We start from the raw sequence: 18,399 nt of genomic DNA on the forward strand, positions 1-18,399 counted from the left end.
TGTAGCTTGGCTGAACCGACGCACTGCAATTTCCAAGGACAGGCCAGACTGGCAGGTCAGGTATCGAATCATTGTATCCACAAGTTTCCGGAACCGTGCTCTGGGATGGAATCGAACCTATCACCGAATCTTGCAAGTTTTATAGCCTACCGTTTTTGCTTCGCAACCTTTCTATCCCAACGGAGTTCCCTCAACCGTTGGATGAATAAAACACTAAAACCGATGATAATGATCATGTTAATGATGATTAACTTCAACACCTCGCCGAAGACGGCGAGGGAATGATAAAGGGTGTGGACCGGCAACTCCCCCATACCGACGAGGTAAGATCGCACCGCCTCAGTGGCTACCGCGCAGCGGGTAGACCCTAAAACGATCACAACCACCGACCGCTCCGACTGAAGTCTTCGGACTGAAAGTCCTCGCAGTCACCCCTGTCCGGCTCGCTCCAGCACAGAGTCGACATCGAGTCGCGAAGCGACCTCGACTACATAGGGTCAAAGGACCCACCCCCACAAGGGGTCTACCAACAGCTGCACTGAAATTCTGCCACGGTCGGGCACATGCCCTGCCAACGCTCTTCGAGACTGCGGGCGCCCGGCACAGCCGGAGTCACGTCCAAGTGGCAGATTTCTAAACCCACGACCGGAGTCGCATACAGCGAGGGCCTCAAATCCTCGCAACGGCAAAAGAGTGATTAATTCACTGCGCTGTCTCTTCGGACAATCCGAATGAAGCCCCGGTTCCAAGGCAGAGCTATATAACCGTAGAACCTGTCAGAGCGGCAAAAAGGCAAATCTTCCCGACTGCAATATCATGTTTGTTAGCGTCACCTGACATTCTCCTGGTATGCACTTTGCTCAATGTTCTTCGTAAGCTGGGATAAAATTTCCTGCTCAACTACCATTTAACAACATTCCTTGACCTTTAGAGAAAATCGATGAAGAAATTCGCGAAAAAAAATTTGAACACCTATACACATATCTCAAGTAATCGGCAAACTCCCTCCGACATGTACCCAATCGTCATTTTACTTGCTGTCTTGACCCTGTTTGCCAAGCCTGAACCAGAAATTGAATTAAACGCGATTGTTCTATACGGTTGTTTGAGACCAACCTGAATAAGCGCAGCGTGACCGGCCGAGAGGCCTCCATTACTTGTATGGGGGTCTTTTTGCGTATTTGACTTCGGTCACGCTACGCCTGAAGGCCGTCTCAACCCTATGGGTAGTGGGGGCCACTCGGCTCAATTCCTCTTCCCGACAGTCCCGTTCACTTCAAGTAAGCACCGAAATTCACCGCGACTGCTGATGACACTGAAGTAATTTCGACGACCATGAACAGTCATCGGGGACTTTTAGAGATCAGAGTGCTTTGAACTTTGGTGTGTCAGACTTTGGAGGAATCGATGAAACAAATTCTAATGATCTTATGCGGATGCGTGCTCCTGCCGCTTTTCGCAACAAATAAAGGGTATGAGGTAATTACCGACAGGAAGACAAAATCTTGGGTGGAGCAAAAAGTCCGCAGCAACCCCAAAAAGTACCTGCAACAAAGCTACCAATGCGAAAAAAAGAGCAAGCTGGTTTTTCAAACAATCGGCCTCATGACTTTTGATTGCGTCATTGATGGCAATCGCGGTATCACAAAAGAAATCAAGCAGTACGATTATCAAGTGAAATGCGAGAATGGCCCGCGCAACGAATACTCCGCCAACTACGATGGCCAAGGGAGTGGTTCGTTCCTTGTCGATCCAAAAGGTCGCATCGGCTTCAGTAACGGGGAGCTCTGCCGGCCATGAGAACATACCAAGTCGTGTCGCTTAAATGGTTCTATTTGATTTTCGTATCCGTCTCGATCCAGACAGCAATAACCGCTGCCACGAAGAATGATTACAGGCAGAAATGGGAAATAGCCGTTCGAGCAGAAATGAAGCCTAACGCAATTTCATTTATCAATGCGGTTAAGGGAAGGAAGTACAAATGGGTAGAGGCCGAGATAAAAAAAGGGACGAATCCCAACCAAATGTTTTATGGAGTATTCTCTGATGCGCAAAGCATCATCTTTCCCATTGAGGAGTCAATCCGAAATGGTGACATCAGAATGTTTGATATTCTTGCCCCAGTTTCAGATTACGATTGCGCTTTAATCACAATGTATGAACCTGAAAAAGGCATAGATCGGGACTATATGCGAAATGTCGTCGGCTCGCTTTTATGGGAAAGCTACCACCGCGAAACATCCCGCAGTCTATTGCGGCACGCATTGGAGCAGTACCCCAGAATTAGAAGAGGATTGGACGAAGGTGGACACGGCATGGGGTTAAACGTAAACCAATCTCCGCGAGAAAAATGGACAGGGTTAACCACAGAGGCTTGCTCAACGAATGACACAAAAGATTGCGCAAAATTTAAGGCTGTTTTAGATATCATAAATGAATTTGCCCCGCAGGGTGCAGCACAGTCGCCCGCAAATTCAGATATGTCACCATCTGAGCCGCAACCTTAACTCATATGCGAGCCGACTTCCTGGTCATAACCGGTAATCGGTGGAGGCTTTGATATGTCCGAAATCTTCGGTGTCAAGCGCCTCAAAACCATAGATGATTGGATTGAGGTAGTAACCAGACGACACTATAAGCAGGGCCATAGCGCATACGAGTGCGCACACCGCTGGAAAAATGTTGGATCAAGATTTCCCGAGCCGATAGCTTCGATCTGCCGCAAGTCGCGTCTTCAAGTGCTCGAAGGGATGGAGATCAAGCAACTCTATGCCGAATTTCCTGTTTGGCTCGATACACATTCAACCCCGAGCAAGAACGATCTGATGATATTCGCAGAGGGGCCAGGCAACCGCAAGGTTGTTGTGGCAGTAGAAGCGAAATGCGATGAGAGCTTCGCTCAGCCCGTGGATACTTGGATCCGAACAGCGGACAAGCCCGTGCCGAGGCGCCAGCGAAAACTATTCAAAGGCGCCTATGGGCCCGTGGAGCGCAAGATCCGCCGGTTGAAATTTCTGAATGCCATTCTCTCTACGGACATCGGCGCGGAGAGCACGGTGAGATACCAACTGCTCCATCGGACTGCCTCAGCGGTCTTGACTGCTCGCCAGACATACGCCGAAGCTGCGGTTGTGCTCATACAGGCCTTTACGGAATCGGAGGGAAACTTCCGGGATTTTCAGGACTTCTGCAAGCTGCTTGGCTTCCCGAAAATTATCAAGAACACCGTTATTGGACCATACTTTACCGCTGCTTCACCAGAAGTCCCCTTGTTCTTGATCTATTTTCAGGATCGTCGTCAGGGTACTCGGCCTCACGATTCGTTATTTCCAGAATCTTCGACCACTCAAGCCGCCTGAGGACTTCTCTGGTTTAGCAGACAGGAATTTTCCTGTAGCTGCAAAGCAAACGAAAAGGAGAATCTTATGGAAACAGATGTTAAAGAAATGCTGCGAAAGTTATCGGCGCCTTTCCCTGAATCAGCGGTGAAATGGAGGGCGGCACTTTGCGGCCTGAGCGGCAAAGGTGAACCTTTCGCCCTGGTCGTGCCGTACGTTGACGCCAGAGCAATTCAGGATCGCCTCGATCAAGTGATCGGCGCTGAAAACTGGATGGCAGAATACAGGCAAGGCCCCGGGAATGGTACGATGTGCAAACTGAGCTTGCGCATCAACGGAGGTTGGGTGAGCAAAGAAGATGGTGCAGACCAGAGCGAAATCGAGCCCATTAAGGGTGGGATAAGCAACTCGTTCAGAAGGGCTGCCGTAGTTTTCGGTGTGGGAAGGTACCTGTATGCGCTTAATCAGTCTTACGGTATCGTCGCCGAGAATGGTCAGTACAAAGGTTCCGCGAAAAATAAGGCCACCGGCCAATGGGTGAACTTTCGGTGGAATCCACCCAAGCTCCCGGCCTTTGCGGTGCCAGAGTCAAATCTGAAGGTTTTGAACGGCGACAAGGCGGTAGCTGCTGCATCAGCGCCAGTCAGGCCTGTATCAAGGACCGCACAGCCGTCGGTTTCAACCAAGAAGGCTGAGATCACCATGGCGGATGTACCAGAGAGCCTACGCGACCTGTTTGCGGAGCTGCAAATCACCGACGCGAAAGCCCTTGATCTGCTGAAGCGCAAGTCGTACAACTTTGCCGAAGTTGAGCGAATCCTGCAGGATATCCGCGTCGAATCCGTCGCTGCCGGAGCTTAAATATGGCTGCTGGAGCCAAGGCCTTCGCGGCAAGTGATCAGGAATCCAGCAAGGTAACTCCTGCCAACTTTGGCAGGTTTACTTTATATGAAATCGAATCATCGGTCAGAAGCGCCGTAGAAATGCTTGAGCTCGTGATCGATGACAACGGCGAAGTGGTCGATGAAGAACTTGAGACCAGGATTTTCAAGAGGTTGAATGAATTGAACCTTGCAAAAGAGTTAAAGGCCACGAACGTTGCTGTCTACATCAAGAGCTTGTGGGGTCAGGTCTTATTGCTGGAACAGGAGAGAAGCAAGCTCGCACGCCGAGAAAAATCGCTCACCCGAAAAGCTGAATGGTTGACGAGGTACCTGGTCTCTTACCTGCAAGTCGATCCTTCCAAACCAGGTGTGCTTGTGTCCGGTCTGCGAGCAAACATTGGCTGGCGCCGATCTGACAACATCGAGGTCAGCGATGCGCGTCGGTTACCCCTGCAGTATCAACGCGGCGTGGTGGTTGAAGTCAGTGAAGAGGAACATGCCAAGTATGGCGATGTATTGCGTTCTCTCACAGGTTTCCGAACTGATCCAAGAAAGGACATCCTCAAGAAACGGATAAAGGCCGGAATCGCGAAGGGCAAGAAGTACACACACATTGCGAGACTTATTGAAAAGTACACGATCCAGATAACGTAAGGTCAGAAAATCTGTCCCTGCGACCGGCCAATCGGCGCAGGGTTTTGTTTTATAGAGCAGATGACAGCAACTGCTCCCAGATCAAAAGGCCTTGGGCAACAATCGCCGTTAATCGAAGCTCTGTCTGTCGCAGCGTTTAACGGTTGCGAGAAAAGCCAAGACACGCTCATCATCCAAAGCCTCGGGATTCTGAATCAGATACTCAAAGGCTACCGCATCAGCGGAGAAATCTACCATGACTGCAGAAGTGAAGCCACAATCGCAGTGATCAAGGCGGTCAGGACATTCAATCCCCACCGCGGGTTCTCTCTCTCAAGTTTCATATCCTGGCACATCCACGCTGCCATTAAAAAGGCATTGAGAGAGAACAAGCTCATCTCAATCCCGAAGAATAAATGGTACGAAATGAAGGCTGAGGAAAAATCAGCCGGCAGCCCCAGTACTACAAAGACTACACTTTCTACGGCGGTATTACCGCACACGAGTCTCTTCTCTGAGATTCAGTACGAGCCCGACAGGATTTCGGCCAGTTCACGCTCAGCAGGCCCCGCTGCCTTGGCAGAGCGGAGTTATCTTGAGGCTGTCATTTGCGAAGGTTTGGATCAACTTTCGAACTTTGAAAAACAAGTAATTTCCGGAAGATTCGGAATTAACCAAGAAAAACCTGTGAGTTCGCGCGAAATGGCTCTGAAGCTGAACTGCAGTCGTTCCGTCGTTCTCAAGGCCGAGCAGACAGCCAAGAGGTCGCTGCGCCATTTTTTTGAAGCAAAAGGTATGCGTTCGTTCATACAAGGAGAGTAACGATGTTTGATCTGGAAAATTGCGCAATACCCGCGGTGCTTGCTCAAGCCCCCGCGGAGGGCGTTTCGGAGCGATATACGTTCATACCAACAACGCGGCTGATTGACGACCTGCGCACTATGGATTGGTTTCCTGTCGGTGCAAAAGGTAGCAAACGCGCACAGGATACTTCTGCCAGACATATGGTTCGTTTTCGTTCCAGAGAACATCTGGAATCACCCGTACATTCTGTTTGCCCGGAACTGGTCGTAGTTAACGCACACGACGGTCTCTGCTCATTCAATTTAAAAGCGGGATTGTTCAGGTTGGTTTGCTCGAACGGAATGATCGTTTCTGAATCAGTCTTCGCTTCGATCAAAATAAGGCACATCAACTACTCGTACGATGCTGTTCGAGATGCTGTGTTCCAATACGCAGCACAAATGCCACAGATTACCCAAAAGGTGCATGAACTGCAGGCAATCGACCTGGATGAAACGCTCCAGTTGACTTTTGCCCGGCAGGCTGTAGCCCTGCGCTTCGAAGAACGGGCAAACGCAACGAACCTCGTAGACCTTCACGCGCTTTTGAGGCCGACCCGCTCTGCTGATAATGGCCAGGATGTGTGGTCGGTGCTCAACATACTTCAAGAGAAGCTCATTAACGGCAAGTTTGTGATTGGCGAAAAAAAGCGTCAGGCGCGTGCGATCCAAAATGTTCAAAGGACGATCAGTTTGAACGAGCGGCTTTTTGACCTCGCCGAATCCATCGGGAAGCTGGCGTGAAGCGGGTTGCACGAACACCGATTCTGCCTGGCATTAAGGCACTGCCTGCAAAATACCGAGTACTCGATATCAACTACAATACGGTAGAGGTCATGAGGCCCGACTTTTTCGTTGTTTTCTTTGATCGCAAGAAAGACCCATGCTCTGTCCTGTTGAACAAAGTACGGCTCGCGTTACCGCCGGAGACGGTGATTCGGATTGTGGGAACGATCAGGGGGTACCAAGCCTCGATTACCTATGCGAAGAAATATCAGAAGAGTGCCCTGACCAAACAAAAGCAGCAGCTCAGACAATTTATCCAGTGCATGAATCATGCCCTGGAGCTCGGCTTTGACGCACACAAGGTGCTGGTAATTGAATCAAAATCCATCAAGGCTGCCTGAATAATGCGCAGGCCATACGGACAATCACTGTGCGGAGTCTCTCCCCGATTGCTTAGGCATCGCAACGATTACCTGTTCATTTTGCAGCATCTTCAAGAAAACGAGGAAATGCTGAGACGCGCCCTTGGTTTCGTTGCGTCCATCGCTTCTGAAGAAGAAGTTCTCCAGCTCTGCCAGAATCTCCATTTTTCGCAAACAGCACTTGCCGAGATTAAAGCCGATGGTCTGACAGACAGATTGGAACTTTTCGATAGGCTGGCCTATCTTTCATCCCGGATCAGCGATTCCAAAGACTACACGAAATTGAAGTTGGCAAAGAAGCTGATCTGTCACTTGCTGCAAAACCAAGCAGCGGGACTCCAATGGAAAAGTAATGCGTTTCTAGAATACCTGCGAGAAAATCTGTCTCTGAATGAGACCGAGTTGCAGCTGCTCTGGGTGCTTTATCTGCGGCAATCCGGCTCTGAACTCGACTTTCTCAATATGGGTATTTCTGACCTGGCGGATGAACTTTATGTTCTCGAAACCTGTTTTGGCATGTCGGCTCAGGATACCGGCGAAGTCCTGCTGAGAGATTCGATTCTGAGCAAGACCGGTCTCGTTGAGCCTGTTGGCGATACCGTCAAACTCCCAGCCAGAGTCCTAATGGCGATTGCAGGTAACATATCCATTGCCGCTTTTCAGGCTGAACATTTCAGGCCAGACGCTGCGTCTGTTTACTCTCTCGATTCGTTTGACCTCGACCGGATCGACGTCGAAATCATTCTCGCCCTTTTGAAAGGCGCGGGTCCCGCAAACATCCTGCTCTACGGCAAGCCTGGCTGCGGCAAGACGGAAGCGGCTCGCAGCCTCATACAAGCCGCAGGTCTGGATATTCTGCACGTGCCAGTGCATTCTACGGGCGGAAGGCATTCGCGTTTGACGCGATTGCGCTACGCGGATCATTTTTCACAAGGAAGTGTCTTGATCGTCGATGAGGCGGAGCTGATCCTCAACAATGCGGTCAAGTTCATAGCATTTGAGAGCGATTCAACTCCAGCAAAGTCAGTGCTCAATACCTATTTGGATTCATCACGAAGCAAAACTATCTGGATTCTAAACGACACGAACCATCTTCATGAATCGACGATGAGGCGATTCCATTTCAAGCTCCACTTTGATAAGCTTTCGCGAAAACAGCGCAGCCACGCGCTCGAGATGATCGTGAAAAAACATGGTATAGAGACTCTGGTGTCTCCCGATACTTCTAGCCGCTTATTGTCCGAAGAACACCTGAGTCCGGGCGTACTAAATCAAGTGGCCCATGCGTTGGTGCAGACGACCAAGAACACACCGGCCATTGACCCCTCCGTAATCATTGATCGCCTGTTGTTATCAAACCGCCGTGTCGACGCAACGCAGGATGAAGAGGCCCATGTTCACGACGCCTACAGTCTTGATGCTCTGAATCTCTCGATTTCGGCAGATCGCATCATCCAGTCCCTGAAGAGTTTTCTCGCTTTGCCCAAAAAGCCTCGGAACGGGCTCAATCTACTCTTTCATGGACTACCCGGTACCGGGAAGACAGAGCTTGCGCGATACCTCTCGCATTGCCTCAATCGGGATCTCATCATCAAGCGTGGGAGTGATCTTCTTGGCATGTATGTCGGCAGCACAGAGCAATCTATTGCTGCTGCGTTCAAACAGGCTCAACAGAGCGAGGCTATACTGCTCATTGACGAGGCAGACACATTCTTTCGGTCCCGTGTCGATGCCCGACAGGCCTATGAGATTTCCCATACAAATGAATTTCTCAACCAAATGGAGAATCACAACGCGATTCTCATCTGCTGCACCAACCTGATCGACAGCTTTGACCCCGCTGCACTGCGCCGGTTTGCGATGAAGGTCGAATTCAAGCTCTTGCGCTCCGACCAGCGCTTGCTTCTATTTCAGGAGTATTTTCGATCGCTGATTCCAGATATGCCTGACGTCGCACCGCTCGCTCAGGCGCTTGCCGATTTGGAAAATCTCACTCCCGGTGATTTTAGGAACGTTGAGCGCCGGATCGCGATTTGGCGTGGAAACGTGACCTGGCAGCATCTGGTGAATGAGCTCCGATCGGAGAACCAGAGTAAAAGGCGAGGGTCTATACGGAGCATCGGATTTCGGCAGTACAGGCCTGATCCCCCACAACGCTATTCAGCCTGATTGAAAGTCAAGCTATGGAGCCAATGGAAATCGCAGTCTTGATCGCCATAATAACCTGCTTGGGTCTGGTCAGTCTGTTTCTGCTGAGGCGCAGATCGAACGGCGAAATGTATATCAAGCGCCAGCACCAGATTCAATCATTCCCGCCAGATCATCTCAAGCACCGCCGCTGATCGCAGACCGCTGGCTTGTCACCTATGAGCCCACGTGACCTACAGTGAAACCCATATGCTTTCCGCGGAATTTTCAAAATTTTCGCATATACACACTTCCCTGAAAGCGGGCTGGCCCAAGTCCCAGCCAAAACCTTCTGCCCTAAACTGACGAGCATCTTCTTCAGAGCACAAAACTTCTCACGGATGTTCGTACACCTTCGGAAGCTGCCCATGCAGTTTGGTGCTCTTGTACCAGTCCATTACATACCGGTGCGGCTTGCACATTTCAATGTATTTTTCTACCAGGAACACAAATGTTGCGGACGCTCCATCCCAATCCTTTAGAGATCCTGCGGGAAAAAGATGCCAGCCAAGTTCTCGAAGCGACCACGGGCCTTTGGCCATGTTGCGCCGCATGGACGTGGTAATCCAATTCGACTTCTTGTCGGCTCCACCGCGCGCCAGAGGAGTCTGATGATCCAGGCTGGGCATGAGGTCCCAGTAGATTTCATGGCACCTTTCAAAATGTCCATGCGCATCATATGGGAACTGCTGTGGCAACAGTATATTGAGCAACCGCAAGAATCCAGGATGATACAGTCGGTCGCCAGAATATCGGTCAATAAAACCATCCCTGAAAAAAATATTTAACATCTCCCTCTGAGTATACGTGCGCTTTAACCTCGTGTTCGGCTTAAATGGAAAATATTCAGCTGCTGTAGCTGCCGCCTTGGCAAGGTCTCCAGAAATTAGATCATGCATCAATTTTTCCATTGGCGCTGAATTTGCCAATATCTCTTTCCGGTTCGGACGCTGCCATTCAATTGCCCCGCGGGAAGCCAGGTCATCCATGATTTCCAGGGCCCTTTGGGCCTTTAGCGGATCGGTGCCATGCGCATCGCTGCTTAATCGGGATATTTGATCACGCAACAATTCTGCCAATAACTCCACAACTTTATCAGGTAAGACGTAGCCAGGCTCGATTCCTGTCTGCTCTACACGGAAATCTTTTTGCATCACAGGCAAGGTGCATGAATGGCATGGACAGTGTAAAGCATGTGTACGCTCCGTACCTGTAAAGTATGTGAGACTCCATTCAGCGGAGAGGGGAAAATAAAGAGACAGAATGGCCCTTATGGGAAGCGCAGTCAGGTAATCGAAAAGTTGCTGTAGAATCCCTGTTCGATTCAAAACTGGCTCCAACTTCGACCATGACGCTCGGCCTAAGCAAGCAGTGCCAAGAGAGTCGCATGCGTCCCAGAAGGTATAAGTCGAATCATGCATGAGCAAAAACTATATCCCATAGTCGCGAGGTGGTTAAAAACCACTCACAAATGTTTCAAAGTCGGAGTCAATACCGGTCTGTCCTTTAGTAGAATTGACGTCATCGGCGTTCGTGATACCGGAGGAGATTTGTCTGGAGAAATCGAAACCATTTCAGTTGAGGTAAAAAGAGGGACAGAACCTTTTGCCACGGCAAGTGGCCAGGCCTTTGGTTATAATGTTTACGCCAATAGGGTATATTTAGCAGATTATCGTCGGAATGGATTCTCCAGGGACGAGCTGGATATTGCGGGACACTTGGGAATAGGATTGATTCAAATCAAGAATCGTGCCTGCTTAGAGGTACTCTCCAGCCCCCGTTATATGCCCATACCCCGATTGAATCTGCTGCTTCTGGAAAAATTGTGCTTGGGAAAATGTACTTTCTGCAATTCTATGTTTGAAATCGGAAAAGGGAAGATGAATCTTTGGTCGAAGATGATTCGGGAGAATCTCCCAAAAGCCATTACAGAAAAGAAGGGGCTAACTTTTTGGAATCGGGAATTGGCCAAGCGCAAGGCGTTATTGGGTGTGAGATCGGGTCATGACGAAATCACGTATGAACGTCGCTTCATATGCCCAGATTGCATCACAAATTTCTTTGCCAGATTTGACATAACCAAGAATAGAAAATAAAGCACCAAATGCCTTGCGTCACCAAGATCTGCTCTATTCACCTCTAGAAGGCACCAGAGCAGTGCTATTTGTATCCGCAATCGTTCTTGTCAAACTGCACAAGTGGCCGTAGTCCGTATAATTTGACTAGTTGGAGGGCATCCAGAAACTAGGCATTGTAAACACGCGAGTCGTCTATGAACATAACTCTATGGATCGTAATACCAATCTGGATCAGCTCCATCGTTCTGATCTTTAGGCCATTCATTATCCTGCCAAACAAGAAAGTGCTTCTGGCTATCACCCTCTTGGTTCTTCCATCAGCCAAAATAGCCTATGACTTCTTAGCAGGTAACGAACGAAATGTCACCAAGCTCGTAATTGATTGCCTTTTCGTTCAATTACCGACAATTCTGTTTTCATTTTGGACAAACTTTGACAAGATCATAGGAGCGACAGAAAATAGCGTTTCTGAATTATTGGCACTGGTAAAGAAAGATAAAAAACTCTATCGGAAGAAGTATGAAACATTAGCCGGCGTTGTCTCCAGATTCTTCAATGACGGCAAATTTAACACTCGTCGACTCATGGAGAAATTCAACATTCACATTTCCGATTATTTCGTGCTGATAAAGAGTTCAGAGAATCTCGATGTGCTCTACGAATATCGAAAGAAAAAATTGATTAAAGGCAAGTTGAGCAAATTCCCTTTAGGGAAAATTATAGCAGATATACCCGGCAGTCTTCATCCCTTTGGCAATATGGACATATATTTTATCCCGTACGCGACAATACAAGCGGAACATGGCAAAGATTACAAGAAATTTATTGATGAAGCCCTTATTCCCAGAATTCAGCCAGCAAGGGATGCTTTTCTGGATGAAATTGCCAAAAAATCAAGACTTAATCAAGCCCAGGTTGATCGATTGCGGCGAGCAGCTTTTACATTGATGGGCTTCCCGTTAGTCAACGAACGAATTTTCTTGAAGACCATTAACAATGCCGTCTCTGAAGACCTGCTACTATTGGCAAAAACCGACCCATCAGTTCTTGAGAGATACACTAGCGATATTGAAAACAACATCAAATCGTCTGATCTTTTCGACGCACTCGAATGGCGCACAATAGTGAAGATTGACGACCAATTGGCTGAGGACTTAGAGGCTGTTTCAGCAGCGATTTCAAAGGATTTGCGCAAGCTGGGGGTCTCCTCAATGGTTAGTCTCTTGAAGGTTGAACCCGCCAAGTTTATGCAGATTATTTATGCACACACAACCAATCGCAAACGTTGGTCGAAGAAGAAAACGCTGGCGTTCGCCAAAAAAGTGCTGAAATCTCTGGCGACCATGGTCGAGTCCCTACGTGCTGCAAATGTTAAAATTTAGCACCTGCCATCTCCCGCAGCAAGATTTTCTTGGAGCGTAGTCAAGCTCACTTAACATATCAAAAATTCTTTACTGAATGGATAAATACATGCACAGTCGCCCTGCAGTCAATAAGATTCAGTTGGAGGACAGAGCATCATGGGTATTTTTAAGGCATCCGAATTAAGGTCACTTGCAGAGAACTCCACTCTCCTGAAATCTCGCGTGAACAAGAGCCAAGCAGCGGGGCAAATTTTGTTCGCCGAAGCAAAGAATGCAGTGAAGCCGGCAGACATCTTCTTGTCTCATAGTTCCTTAGATGCAACATACATTTATGGATTAAAGCTGAAATTCGAATCTTATGGCTATGGCGTTTACATCGACTGGATAGATGATGCGCAGCTGGACAGGCGCAATGTCACATTGGCTACGGCGAATACAATTAAGGAAAGAATGCGAAGTGCAAAATGTCTTTTCTTTGCCGTAAGTAGTAATGCGTCCAATTCCAAATGGATGCCATGGGAACTGGGTTTCATGGATGGCTTGAGAGGTAGGGCTGCAATTTGCCCCATTGAGTTGAGCAATATGACCTCTAACGATTTTAAGGGACAAGAATATCTCGGTGTTTATCCCTATATCACAGAGGAAGGCATAAAAGATCAGAACCGCAAAACGCTCTGGGTAAATAGAAATCCAAAAACCTATGTACGATTCTCCGAGTGGCTTCAAGGGAACTCAGTCTGATTAGTGCCAACCGAGATATGGTGCGCATCTGCGTGGCCGATCTATCGCTGAGTTCAGAAGTTCATAGCCGGAATCAGGGAGAGGATGGCAAAGAATCCAATCGTAAGGGCCAGCACGAGATAGAACGGGAAGATGGTTATCGAAAACAGAACTCCACAATAGCTCACTTCATCAAACAGGTGGCCTGTTTTCATTGAAAAATCAATCTGCTTCTCTTTCTTTACCCGAACTTCGTCGTAGAGTTTTCGATAAAGTCGTTCCTGCCTAAGGTAAAACGTATCCAGAAACCAGAAAAGCGTGATAGGAATCGCTGCGTACAAGCCAAAAGTGATTAGCTTCTCTTTCAGTGACAACACCAAGATACCAGTGGTTAATCCGGTGGACCAGGTCTTTATCGCAAATGAATTGCTTCCCATACGCGTTATGATGTTGGAAATCAATTCCAAGTGCTTCCGTTTGTTATCCATTGGATTGTCCTTTGATTTTCCCATATTCGTTTAGACCTGCGCAACCGTTGCTAAAATCTGTTTCGGACGGCAATCGCTTCTTCGATCCAAGATGCCAGATTGCTTTTTATGTGAGAATATACCCAGGTACTGTCTGTATATGGGGGATCATAAACCGGAACTATCCCACCCAAATTTAACCTTCCAAAATTAATAGATACATGCGCGAAGGGATTCTGTCCTTTGTAATCCTGCCTTTGGCCCGAGTCTTTGAGATTGTGTATGTGTATGCCCAAGAGTCCCTTGCCTTCGGACCAAGATTTCTCAATTTCGTAGCTTATCCAGCGGCGACCTGCGGTTTCCCGTCCGATCAATACAATCGTCACAGATTTGCCAAACAGCTGGCCATCAATCCATCGTTGTATCGCTGAATCGCCACCACGCTTCACTGTTTCCCAGTCATTGTCATTTACCGGTTGATTGCCTTCAATAACACCCATCTGGCGAACTTGTGCCGCCCTCCAGCTATCCCCACCAAAGTGAAAACTGTAGAACGCGCTTCGTGCCATAGCGTTTACGGTAGGCTCTGAGACTTATCCCTCGTCAAGAAATTACAGAGGTCATCTGGCATCTCGAAGTGGAGCACCTAATCAATCTTCTTCGTCTTCATCCTCGTCTTCTTCAAGAAATCGCTCCAGGGCATCATCGATCTCGCTGCGGATTCGCTCAAACGTTGATTGAATGTTATTCCCACTGAATGGCTCATAAACGATGCCAGCGATGTTAGAGAACTCTTCAACGGAGTCCTGCCGCAAAACCAAGACATTCTCTCGCCCGAACTTGCCTTGAAAGAAACCAATTTCATGGACGACATTTTGCCGTGCCCTGATAGTACCGTCTGCTTGCTCGTCTTCGGCAGTCATCACGATAATAGCATAGTGGCACTCATCCGTTTCTTCTTCGAGCTTTTCGATGACAGTCCTGCCGCGGTTCACTTGGTCTTTCAGTATTACAACATCAATTTCAAGCTGCGTTCGCACGAACCGTTCCACTTCGTTCCATAAGGGGCTTCGTCCGTGTGACACGAAAACCTTAAACTCTTCTTCAAACTCGTCATCATTATCATCTTCCAACATTTCGTTCTCCTAATTGAACTTTGCGTTATCTTATGAGTAAAGTCTATTGTCATTGCGAGGCGGGCTTTGATCATACAAAACATCCAAAGTATCAGCACCTGTCTGACTTCGACAGGCCTCTGCCCATTTAATCAAATCACCCAAATCCAAAGTATTCAAGTGCGATAGGTCTACATGATGTGCAATCTGTAAATCGGATTTCTCCAAGCTCTCATAATGTTTTTCGCCAAATCTATTGAAACGACGTTCTCGGGTCTTCTTCTTGGGACGCAGCATTTGACTTATCGCCAACTCATGGTATATCCAAGGCGACAAAGTTTTTCCGACATCCTTGACTGCTTGCTCGATTGTTAGCGAGGAAGGCGTGTTCAAGAAAAACAAGCACTCGCAATTATCGATCATTCTTGTGAGGGCCGTCGCAAGCATCATGTGAACGTGGCTTGTGGAATAATTACGTTGCGTATAGTCATAAGTTTTGGTTACCGAGTTGTAGCAAAAGGCTTTGTCGATTCTTGCTTGCAAAACGCTCGCGTGGCCCCATACGCAAGAGTCAATAAAACTACTCAGGCCAAACGCAACGTGCAACCAACCGGCAAAGGATACTGCAAGGTCTTTGTCCTTATGGGCATGTGATATGAAAACATCAGCTTTTACTTGAGGAAACCAATCGGCTTGCATCTTGGAAGCATTAAGCACACCATTGATATCAAGATAGGCATCTAAGGTCGACTCGATACGATCTTGCATAAGCGCGTGACGCGCCAGCCCCTGAAGGTATTCATTCGTCTCGAAAGGATCTTCGTCAAAAGATATTTTGAACCCTCTGTACATACACCTTTTCTACCGCCACCCACTCCCAAGCAACTCCAACCTTTCCACCTTATTCAACACCTCCGAACATTCCTCCCACTTCGGACCCGTGATATTTGCGTTGGTATTATACCGAATATCAAACGGATGCTTCTGCACGACTGCGTTGATGCGATTCTGCGCTTCTTCGATGCGCCCCAGGGCGGTGTGCACCCAAACATCTTCGAGGGTGTCGGGAATTTGCCCGAACAGGTCGTGGATGTCGTTGAGGCGAGCGGACAGGCGGGCATGGACAGCGTCTTCGACAGATTTGAGGTAGCGCATGTTGTAAACATATACCTTCTCAAAGCGCTGGCCAATGCGCTGAATCCGTCCCTTGCGTTGTTCGAGGCGCGTCGGGTTCCAGGGTAAGTCGAGATTGATGAGCGAGCCGAGAATCTGCAGGTTTAAGCCTTCGCTGGCTGCGTCGGTGCCAACGATGAGTTTGATCTCACCGGCCTTGACCATGCGCTTGATTTTCTCGCGTTCGATACGGGTCTTGCGCCCGTCTTGATAGATGGCAGATTTTTGTGAACCGGCATAGAGGCCGATGGTGAGGTCATGGTAATGTGCCGAGAGGCGGCTGGCGACATATTCCGCGGTATCGTAATATTGGCTGAAGAGTATACAGCCGCGATCGAGCCAAGGCCCCGTATCGGTGGCACCGTGGTCGAGCAGATGAATCACGCGGTTATATTTTGGGTCGGCGTCGAGTCGATCTGCCAGGGCATTCACAATGCGGGTCAGCATTTCGTTTTCTTCTGGGGTATTTTTCGAGGAGCCCTGTTCTGGAATTACATCTTCAAACTCGGTGCTGTCTTCCTCTTCCATGTCAAATTCTTCGTTGCGCGCTTCACCGAGCAGCTTGCGGGCGGTGTTGAGGCCTGCAACCATCGAACTACCAATGCGGCGCAGAAGAAGGGTCTGTAAGAAGCCCGCACTGCGTGTACGCTTTGCCAGCAGCCGGCAATACTCGACCGCCGCATCGTATGCGTCTTGCAGATAACCGGGGAGCTCGAGCGCTTCAATGTCATCTTCGCCGAAAAGCTTCACCTCGACCTTCTGCAGATAGGGCTTATTCGTCTCAGGATCGATCGTTTCTTCTAAATAACTACGCTTTCTACGGATTATATTACGGATGAAAGGATTGTGGTACCTGAAGTACGAAGCCTTGAGATTGCGCACCTTGCTTTTGGTCGGTGCGTCCATGTCAGCCTGGGCTTCGAGATCAGCGACAGCCACAGCGTCTTCCATGTTCAGCGTGTTGCGAATCGACCGAAATGGCAGTACACCCGTTTCGTCTTTTTCATCGGCCGGGGGCAAAGGATTACGAATCCAGTTCCAAAACTCGACATCGTCGAGGCGCTCAGCCGATTGATTCAGCATCTCGAGCGCCTGCGATGGTTGGCGCCACGGGCTGTATTCATTGCCCAGAACATGCGGTTTTCCGATCGACAAGGCGCTCAGGAGATCCCAGGCTTCGATAGGGTGCAGCTGAACCGGGGTGGCGGTTGCCAGAAGCAGCGTCTTTGTCTTTGTTGCGATCTGCTGAATGAAATCCAGCAAGTTGTTCACCTCGGGGCGCGACTCGTTTTCCGGATTCGAGCCCATCGACTTGCGGCGGGCGCGGTGCGCTTCGTCGATAATGACGCATTCGTAATTCCCTTTCAGGATAGTCGAATAGGCATTACCGCGTCGGGAAATCAGTCCTTGCGAAATGATGCCGATACGCCGGGGACAATGCTGTATGTATTGCCCTCCCTTTTCGTGTTCCACGCCGTTTTCGTCTACCCATGAGCTGCCTGTCCAATAGGCGGAGGGAACTTCGAGTAGATTCCAGAATTCCTCTTGCCACTGTTGCATCAGAGTCTTGGGTACAATGATGAGCACTGGATATTTGCCATGGAGAGCAATCAGTTGCGCGGCCATGGCGAGCTGCAGAGTTTTGCCGAGACCGACCTGATCCGCGAGAATGAGGCGGGCACCGTCATAGCGTTTGTGCTCTTCAAAGGCTCGCTGAACAAAATATTTCTGATGGTTCCATAAACCGTTCTGGTGGCGATAGACAGGGCTTTCGATTATCGGAGCGGCAGGGTTGGGATTTCCATGCCATTCGGGAATCGAGAAGACCTTGCGCTTGGCAGTCCGCTGAATGTCTTTGATAATTTCTTCGGTCAGGGTCAAAGCGTGCGCATCACCCCACAAACTATCAAACTCGTTTTGAACCCAGGTTACTGCTTCTGGGGCATTGTCTTCCCAAACCAGCTCGTAATTCAACTGCCACGCAGTAATGGATTCATTCGCGCTGCCCATAAAGGCAGTCTTGCTGCCATCGTGAAACGTGATCACTCCGGCTTTGCCGTGAATGAGCCCAAAGCGATCGTCGGGCAGAATACGCACTTCCATTCTGCCTGTGTTCAGCAAGTGGTACAGCCGTTCGAGAACCGAGCCTGAGATTGGCTTTTCAGGCAGCTCAAACTCACACCATTCATTCCACAGTGCCTGCTTGAAGGCGGGCATCGATGGCTCCCGGCTCGCCGCATAGAGATTGAACGTGATCTTTGAATTGGCGACAACACGCACTTTGCCGATGGCCGCAATTTCTTCACCGGCCACCTGTATGATCGACGGGCTGAAAAAGCCCGCGATGCGATCGTACGCCTTGGCGCGTGACAGCTTTTCTGCCAGAAAGCTCTGGCCGAGGCTTTCACCGCCGTGCCTGATGAGCCTTGAAGAATAGCGCGAAATCATGG

Annotated in this window: 18 protein-coding genes; 12 read left to right on the plus strand and 6 right to left on the minus strand. The window is 49.0% G+C overall.

Going from position 1 to position 18,399, the window contains the following annotated elements; genetic code table 11:
* The first annotated feature begins 1,407 nt into the window (after positions 1-1,407).
* From TURPA_RS17850 to TURPA_RS17890, 9 genes are all read left to right on the plus strand, one after another.
* A complete protein-coding gene (locus TURPA_RS17850; protein ID WP_014804661.1) occupies positions 1,408-1,800 on the plus strand; it encodes a hypothetical protein in 393 nt (130 codons plus the stop codon).
* A complete protein-coding gene (locus tag TURPA_RS17855; protein WP_014804662.1) occupies positions 1,797-2,507 on the plus strand; it encodes a hypothetical protein in 711 nt (236 codons plus the stop codon). The genes TURPA_RS17850 and TURPA_RS17855 overlap by 4 nt, the downstream gene beginning before the upstream one ends.
* A 54-nt stretch (positions 2,508-2,561) precedes the next feature.
* Positions 2,562-3,359, plus strand: coding sequence for a DUF6946 family protein (locus TURPA_RS17860; protein ID WP_014804663.1), 798 nt, complete (start codon positions 2,562-2,564; stop codon positions 3,357-3,359).
* Between the two features lie 66 nt (positions 3,360-3,425).
* Positions 3,426-4,199 carry a Rad52/Rad22 family DNA repair protein gene (locus tag TURPA_RS22245; RefSeq protein ID WP_014804664.1) on the plus strand — a complete coding sequence of 258 codons (774 nt, stop codon included), beginning with the start codon at positions 3,426-3,428 and terminating at the stop codon, positions 4,197-4,199.
* A 2-nt stretch (positions 4,200-4,201) separates the two neighbouring features.
* Positions 4,202-4,876: a siphovirus Gp157 family protein gene (locus tag TURPA_RS17870; protein ID WP_014804665.1), complete on the plus strand. Its 675-nt coding sequence runs from the start codon at positions 4,202-4,204 to the stop codon at positions 4,874-4,876.
* Between the two features lie 60 nt (positions 4,877-4,936).
* A complete protein-coding gene (locus TURPA_RS17875) occupies positions 4,937-5,677 on the plus strand; it encodes a sigma-70 family RNA polymerase sigma factor (protein WP_014804666.1) in 741 nt (246 codons plus the stop codon).
* A gap of 2 nt (positions 5,678-5,679) precedes the next feature.
* Entirely contained in the window at positions 5,680-6,441 is a 762-nt protein-coding gene (locus TURPA_RS23015; RefSeq protein ID WP_014804667.1) for a DUF932 domain-containing protein, read from the plus strand.
* On the plus strand, positions 6,438-6,824 hold the full coding sequence (locus TURPA_RS17885) for a hypothetical protein (protein WP_014804668.1): 387 nt from the start codon (positions 6,438-6,440) through the stop codon (positions 6,822-6,824). Before TURPA_RS23015 ends, TURPA_RS17885 begins: the two co-directional genes overlap by 4 nt.
* An 81-nt stretch (positions 6,825-6,905) precedes the next feature.
* On the plus strand, positions 6,906-9,014 hold the full coding sequence (locus TURPA_RS17890; RefSeq protein WP_245536794.1) for an AAA family ATPase: 2,109 nt from the start codon (positions 6,906-6,908) through the stop codon (positions 9,012-9,014).
* A 353-nt stretch (positions 9,015-9,367) separates the two neighbouring features.
* On the opposite strand, the gene TURPA_RS17895 is transcribed toward TURPA_RS17890, so the two are convergent.
* The gene (locus TURPA_RS17895) at positions 9,368-10,186 is read right to left on the minus strand and encodes a hypothetical protein (protein ID WP_014804671.1); all 819 of its coding nucleotides are present in this window, start codon (positions 10,184-10,186) and stop codon (positions 9,368-9,370) included.
* A gap of 261 nt (positions 10,187-10,447) precedes the next feature.
* On the opposite strand from TURPA_RS17895, the gene TURPA_RS17900 reads away from it, so the two are divergent.
* The 3 genes from TURPA_RS17900 to TURPA_RS17910 all read left to right on the plus strand — a co-directional run bounded on the left by TURPA_RS17900 (position 10,448) and on the right by TURPA_RS17910 (position 13,215).
* A complete protein-coding gene (locus TURPA_RS17900) occupies positions 10,448-11,128 on the plus strand; it encodes a hypothetical protein (RefSeq protein ID WP_014804672.1) in 681 nt (226 codons plus the stop codon).
* Between the two features lie 266 nt (positions 11,129-11,394).
* Positions 11,395-12,492, plus strand: a complete 1,098-nt coding sequence (locus TURPA_RS17905) for a hypothetical protein (protein ID WP_157210580.1) — start codon at positions 11,395-11,397, stop codon at positions 12,490-12,492.
* A gap of 138 nt (positions 12,493-12,630) precedes the next feature.
* On the plus strand, positions 12,631-13,215 hold the full coding sequence (locus TURPA_RS17910; RefSeq protein ID WP_014804674.1) for a toll/interleukin-1 receptor domain-containing protein: 585 nt from the start codon (positions 12,631-12,633) through the stop codon (positions 13,213-13,215).
* A 53-nt stretch (positions 13,216-13,268) separates the two neighbouring features.
* Here the strand turns inward: TURPA_RS17910 and TURPA_RS17915 are convergent, their stop codons facing one another.
* From TURPA_RS17915 to TURPA_RS17935, 5 genes are all read right to left on the minus strand, one after another.
* Entirely contained in the window at positions 13,269-13,706 is a 438-nt protein-coding gene (locus TURPA_RS17915; RefSeq protein ID WP_053332233.1) for a hypothetical protein, read from the minus strand.
* 26 nt (positions 13,707-13,732) lie between these two features.
* The gene (locus tag TURPA_RS17920; RefSeq protein WP_014804676.1) at positions 13,733-14,230 is read right to left on the minus strand and encodes a TIR domain-containing protein; all 498 of its coding nucleotides are present in this window, start codon (positions 14,228-14,230) and stop codon (positions 13,733-13,735) included.
* A gap of 81 nt (positions 14,231-14,311) precedes the next feature.
* Positions 14,312-14,797 (minus strand): TIR domain-containing protein, encoded by a 486-nt coding sequence (locus tag TURPA_RS17925; protein ID WP_014804677.1) that lies wholly within the window; start codon positions 14,795-14,797, stop codon positions 14,312-14,314.
* A 30-nt stretch (positions 14,798-14,827) separates the two neighbouring features.
* Positions 14,828-15,628 (minus strand): hypothetical protein, encoded by an 801-nt coding sequence (locus tag TURPA_RS17930; RefSeq protein ID WP_014804678.1) that lies wholly within the window; start codon positions 15,626-15,628, stop codon positions 14,828-14,830.
* Positions 15,629-15,637: 9 nt separating this feature from the next.
* Positions 15,638-18,397, minus strand: coding sequence for a phospholipase D-like domain-containing anti-phage protein (locus tag TURPA_RS17935; RefSeq protein ID WP_014804679.1), 2,760 nt, complete (start codon positions 18,395-18,397; stop codon positions 15,638-15,640).
* Positions 18,398-18,399 lie beyond the last annotated feature (2 nt).

The organism is Turneriella parva DSM 21527, assembly GCF_000266885.1.
GTDB classification, from domain to species: Bacteria; Spirochaetota; Leptospiria; order Turneriellales; family Turneriellaceae; genus Turneriella; species Turneriella parva.

Bases quoted from the DNA above. Each gene is read 5' to 3' on its own strand.
- TURPA_RS17850 (WP_014804661.1), top strand. From the start codon at position 1,408: ATGAAACAAATTCTAATGATCTTATGCGGATGCGTGCTCCTGCCGCTT.
- TURPA_RS17920 (WP_014804676.1), bottom strand. From the start codon at position 14,230: ATGGCACGAAGCGCGTTCTACAGTTTTCACTTTGGTGGGGATAGCTGG.
- TURPA_RS23015 (WP_014804667.1), top strand. From the start codon at position 5,680: ATGTTTGATCTGGAAAATTGCGCAATACCCGCGGTGCTTGCTCAAGCC.
- TURPA_RS17935 (WP_014804679.1), bottom strand. From the start codon at position 18,397: ATGATTTCGCGCTATTCTTCAAGGCTCATCAGGCACGGCGGTGAAAGC.
- TURPA_RS22245 (WP_014804664.1), top strand. From the start codon at position 3,426: ATGGAAACAGATGTTAAAGAAATGCTGCGAAAGTTATCGGCGCCTTTC.
- TURPA_RS17870 (WP_014804665.1), top strand. From the start codon at position 4,202: ATGGCTGCTGGAGCCAAGGCCTTCGCGGCAAGTGATCAGGAATCCAGC.
- TURPA_RS17860 (WP_014804663.1), top strand. From the start codon at position 2,562: ATGTCCGAAATCTTCGGTGTCAAGCGCCTCAAAACCATAGATGATTGG.
- TURPA_RS17915 (WP_053332233.1), bottom strand. From the start codon at position 13,706: ATGGGAAAATCAAAGGACAATCCAATGGATAACAAACGGAAGCACTTG.
- TURPA_RS17900 (WP_014804672.1), top strand. From the start codon at position 10,448: ATGCATGAGCAAAAACTATATCCCATAGTCGCGAGGTGGTTAAAAACC.
- TURPA_RS17875 (WP_014804666.1), top strand. From the start codon at position 4,937: ATGACAGCAACTGCTCCCAGATCAAAAGGCCTTGGGCAACAATCGCCG.
- TURPA_RS17895 (WP_014804671.1), bottom strand. From the start codon at position 10,186: ATGCAAAAAGATTTCCGTGTAGAGCAGACAGGAATCGAGCCTGGCTAC.
- TURPA_RS17910 (WP_014804674.1), top strand. From the start codon at position 12,631: ATGGGTATTTTTAAGGCATCCGAATTAAGGTCACTTGCAGAGAACTCC.
- TURPA_RS17925 (WP_014804677.1), bottom strand. From the start codon at position 14,797: ATGTTGGAAGATGATAATGATGACGAGTTTGAAGAAGAGTTTAAGGTT.
- TURPA_RS17930 (WP_014804678.1), bottom strand. From the start codon at position 15,628: ATGTACAGAGGGTTCAAAATATCTTTTGACGAAGATCCTTTCGAGACG.
- TURPA_RS17855 (WP_014804662.1), top strand. From the start codon at position 1,797: ATGAGAACATACCAAGTCGTGTCGCTTAAATGGTTCTATTTGATTTTC.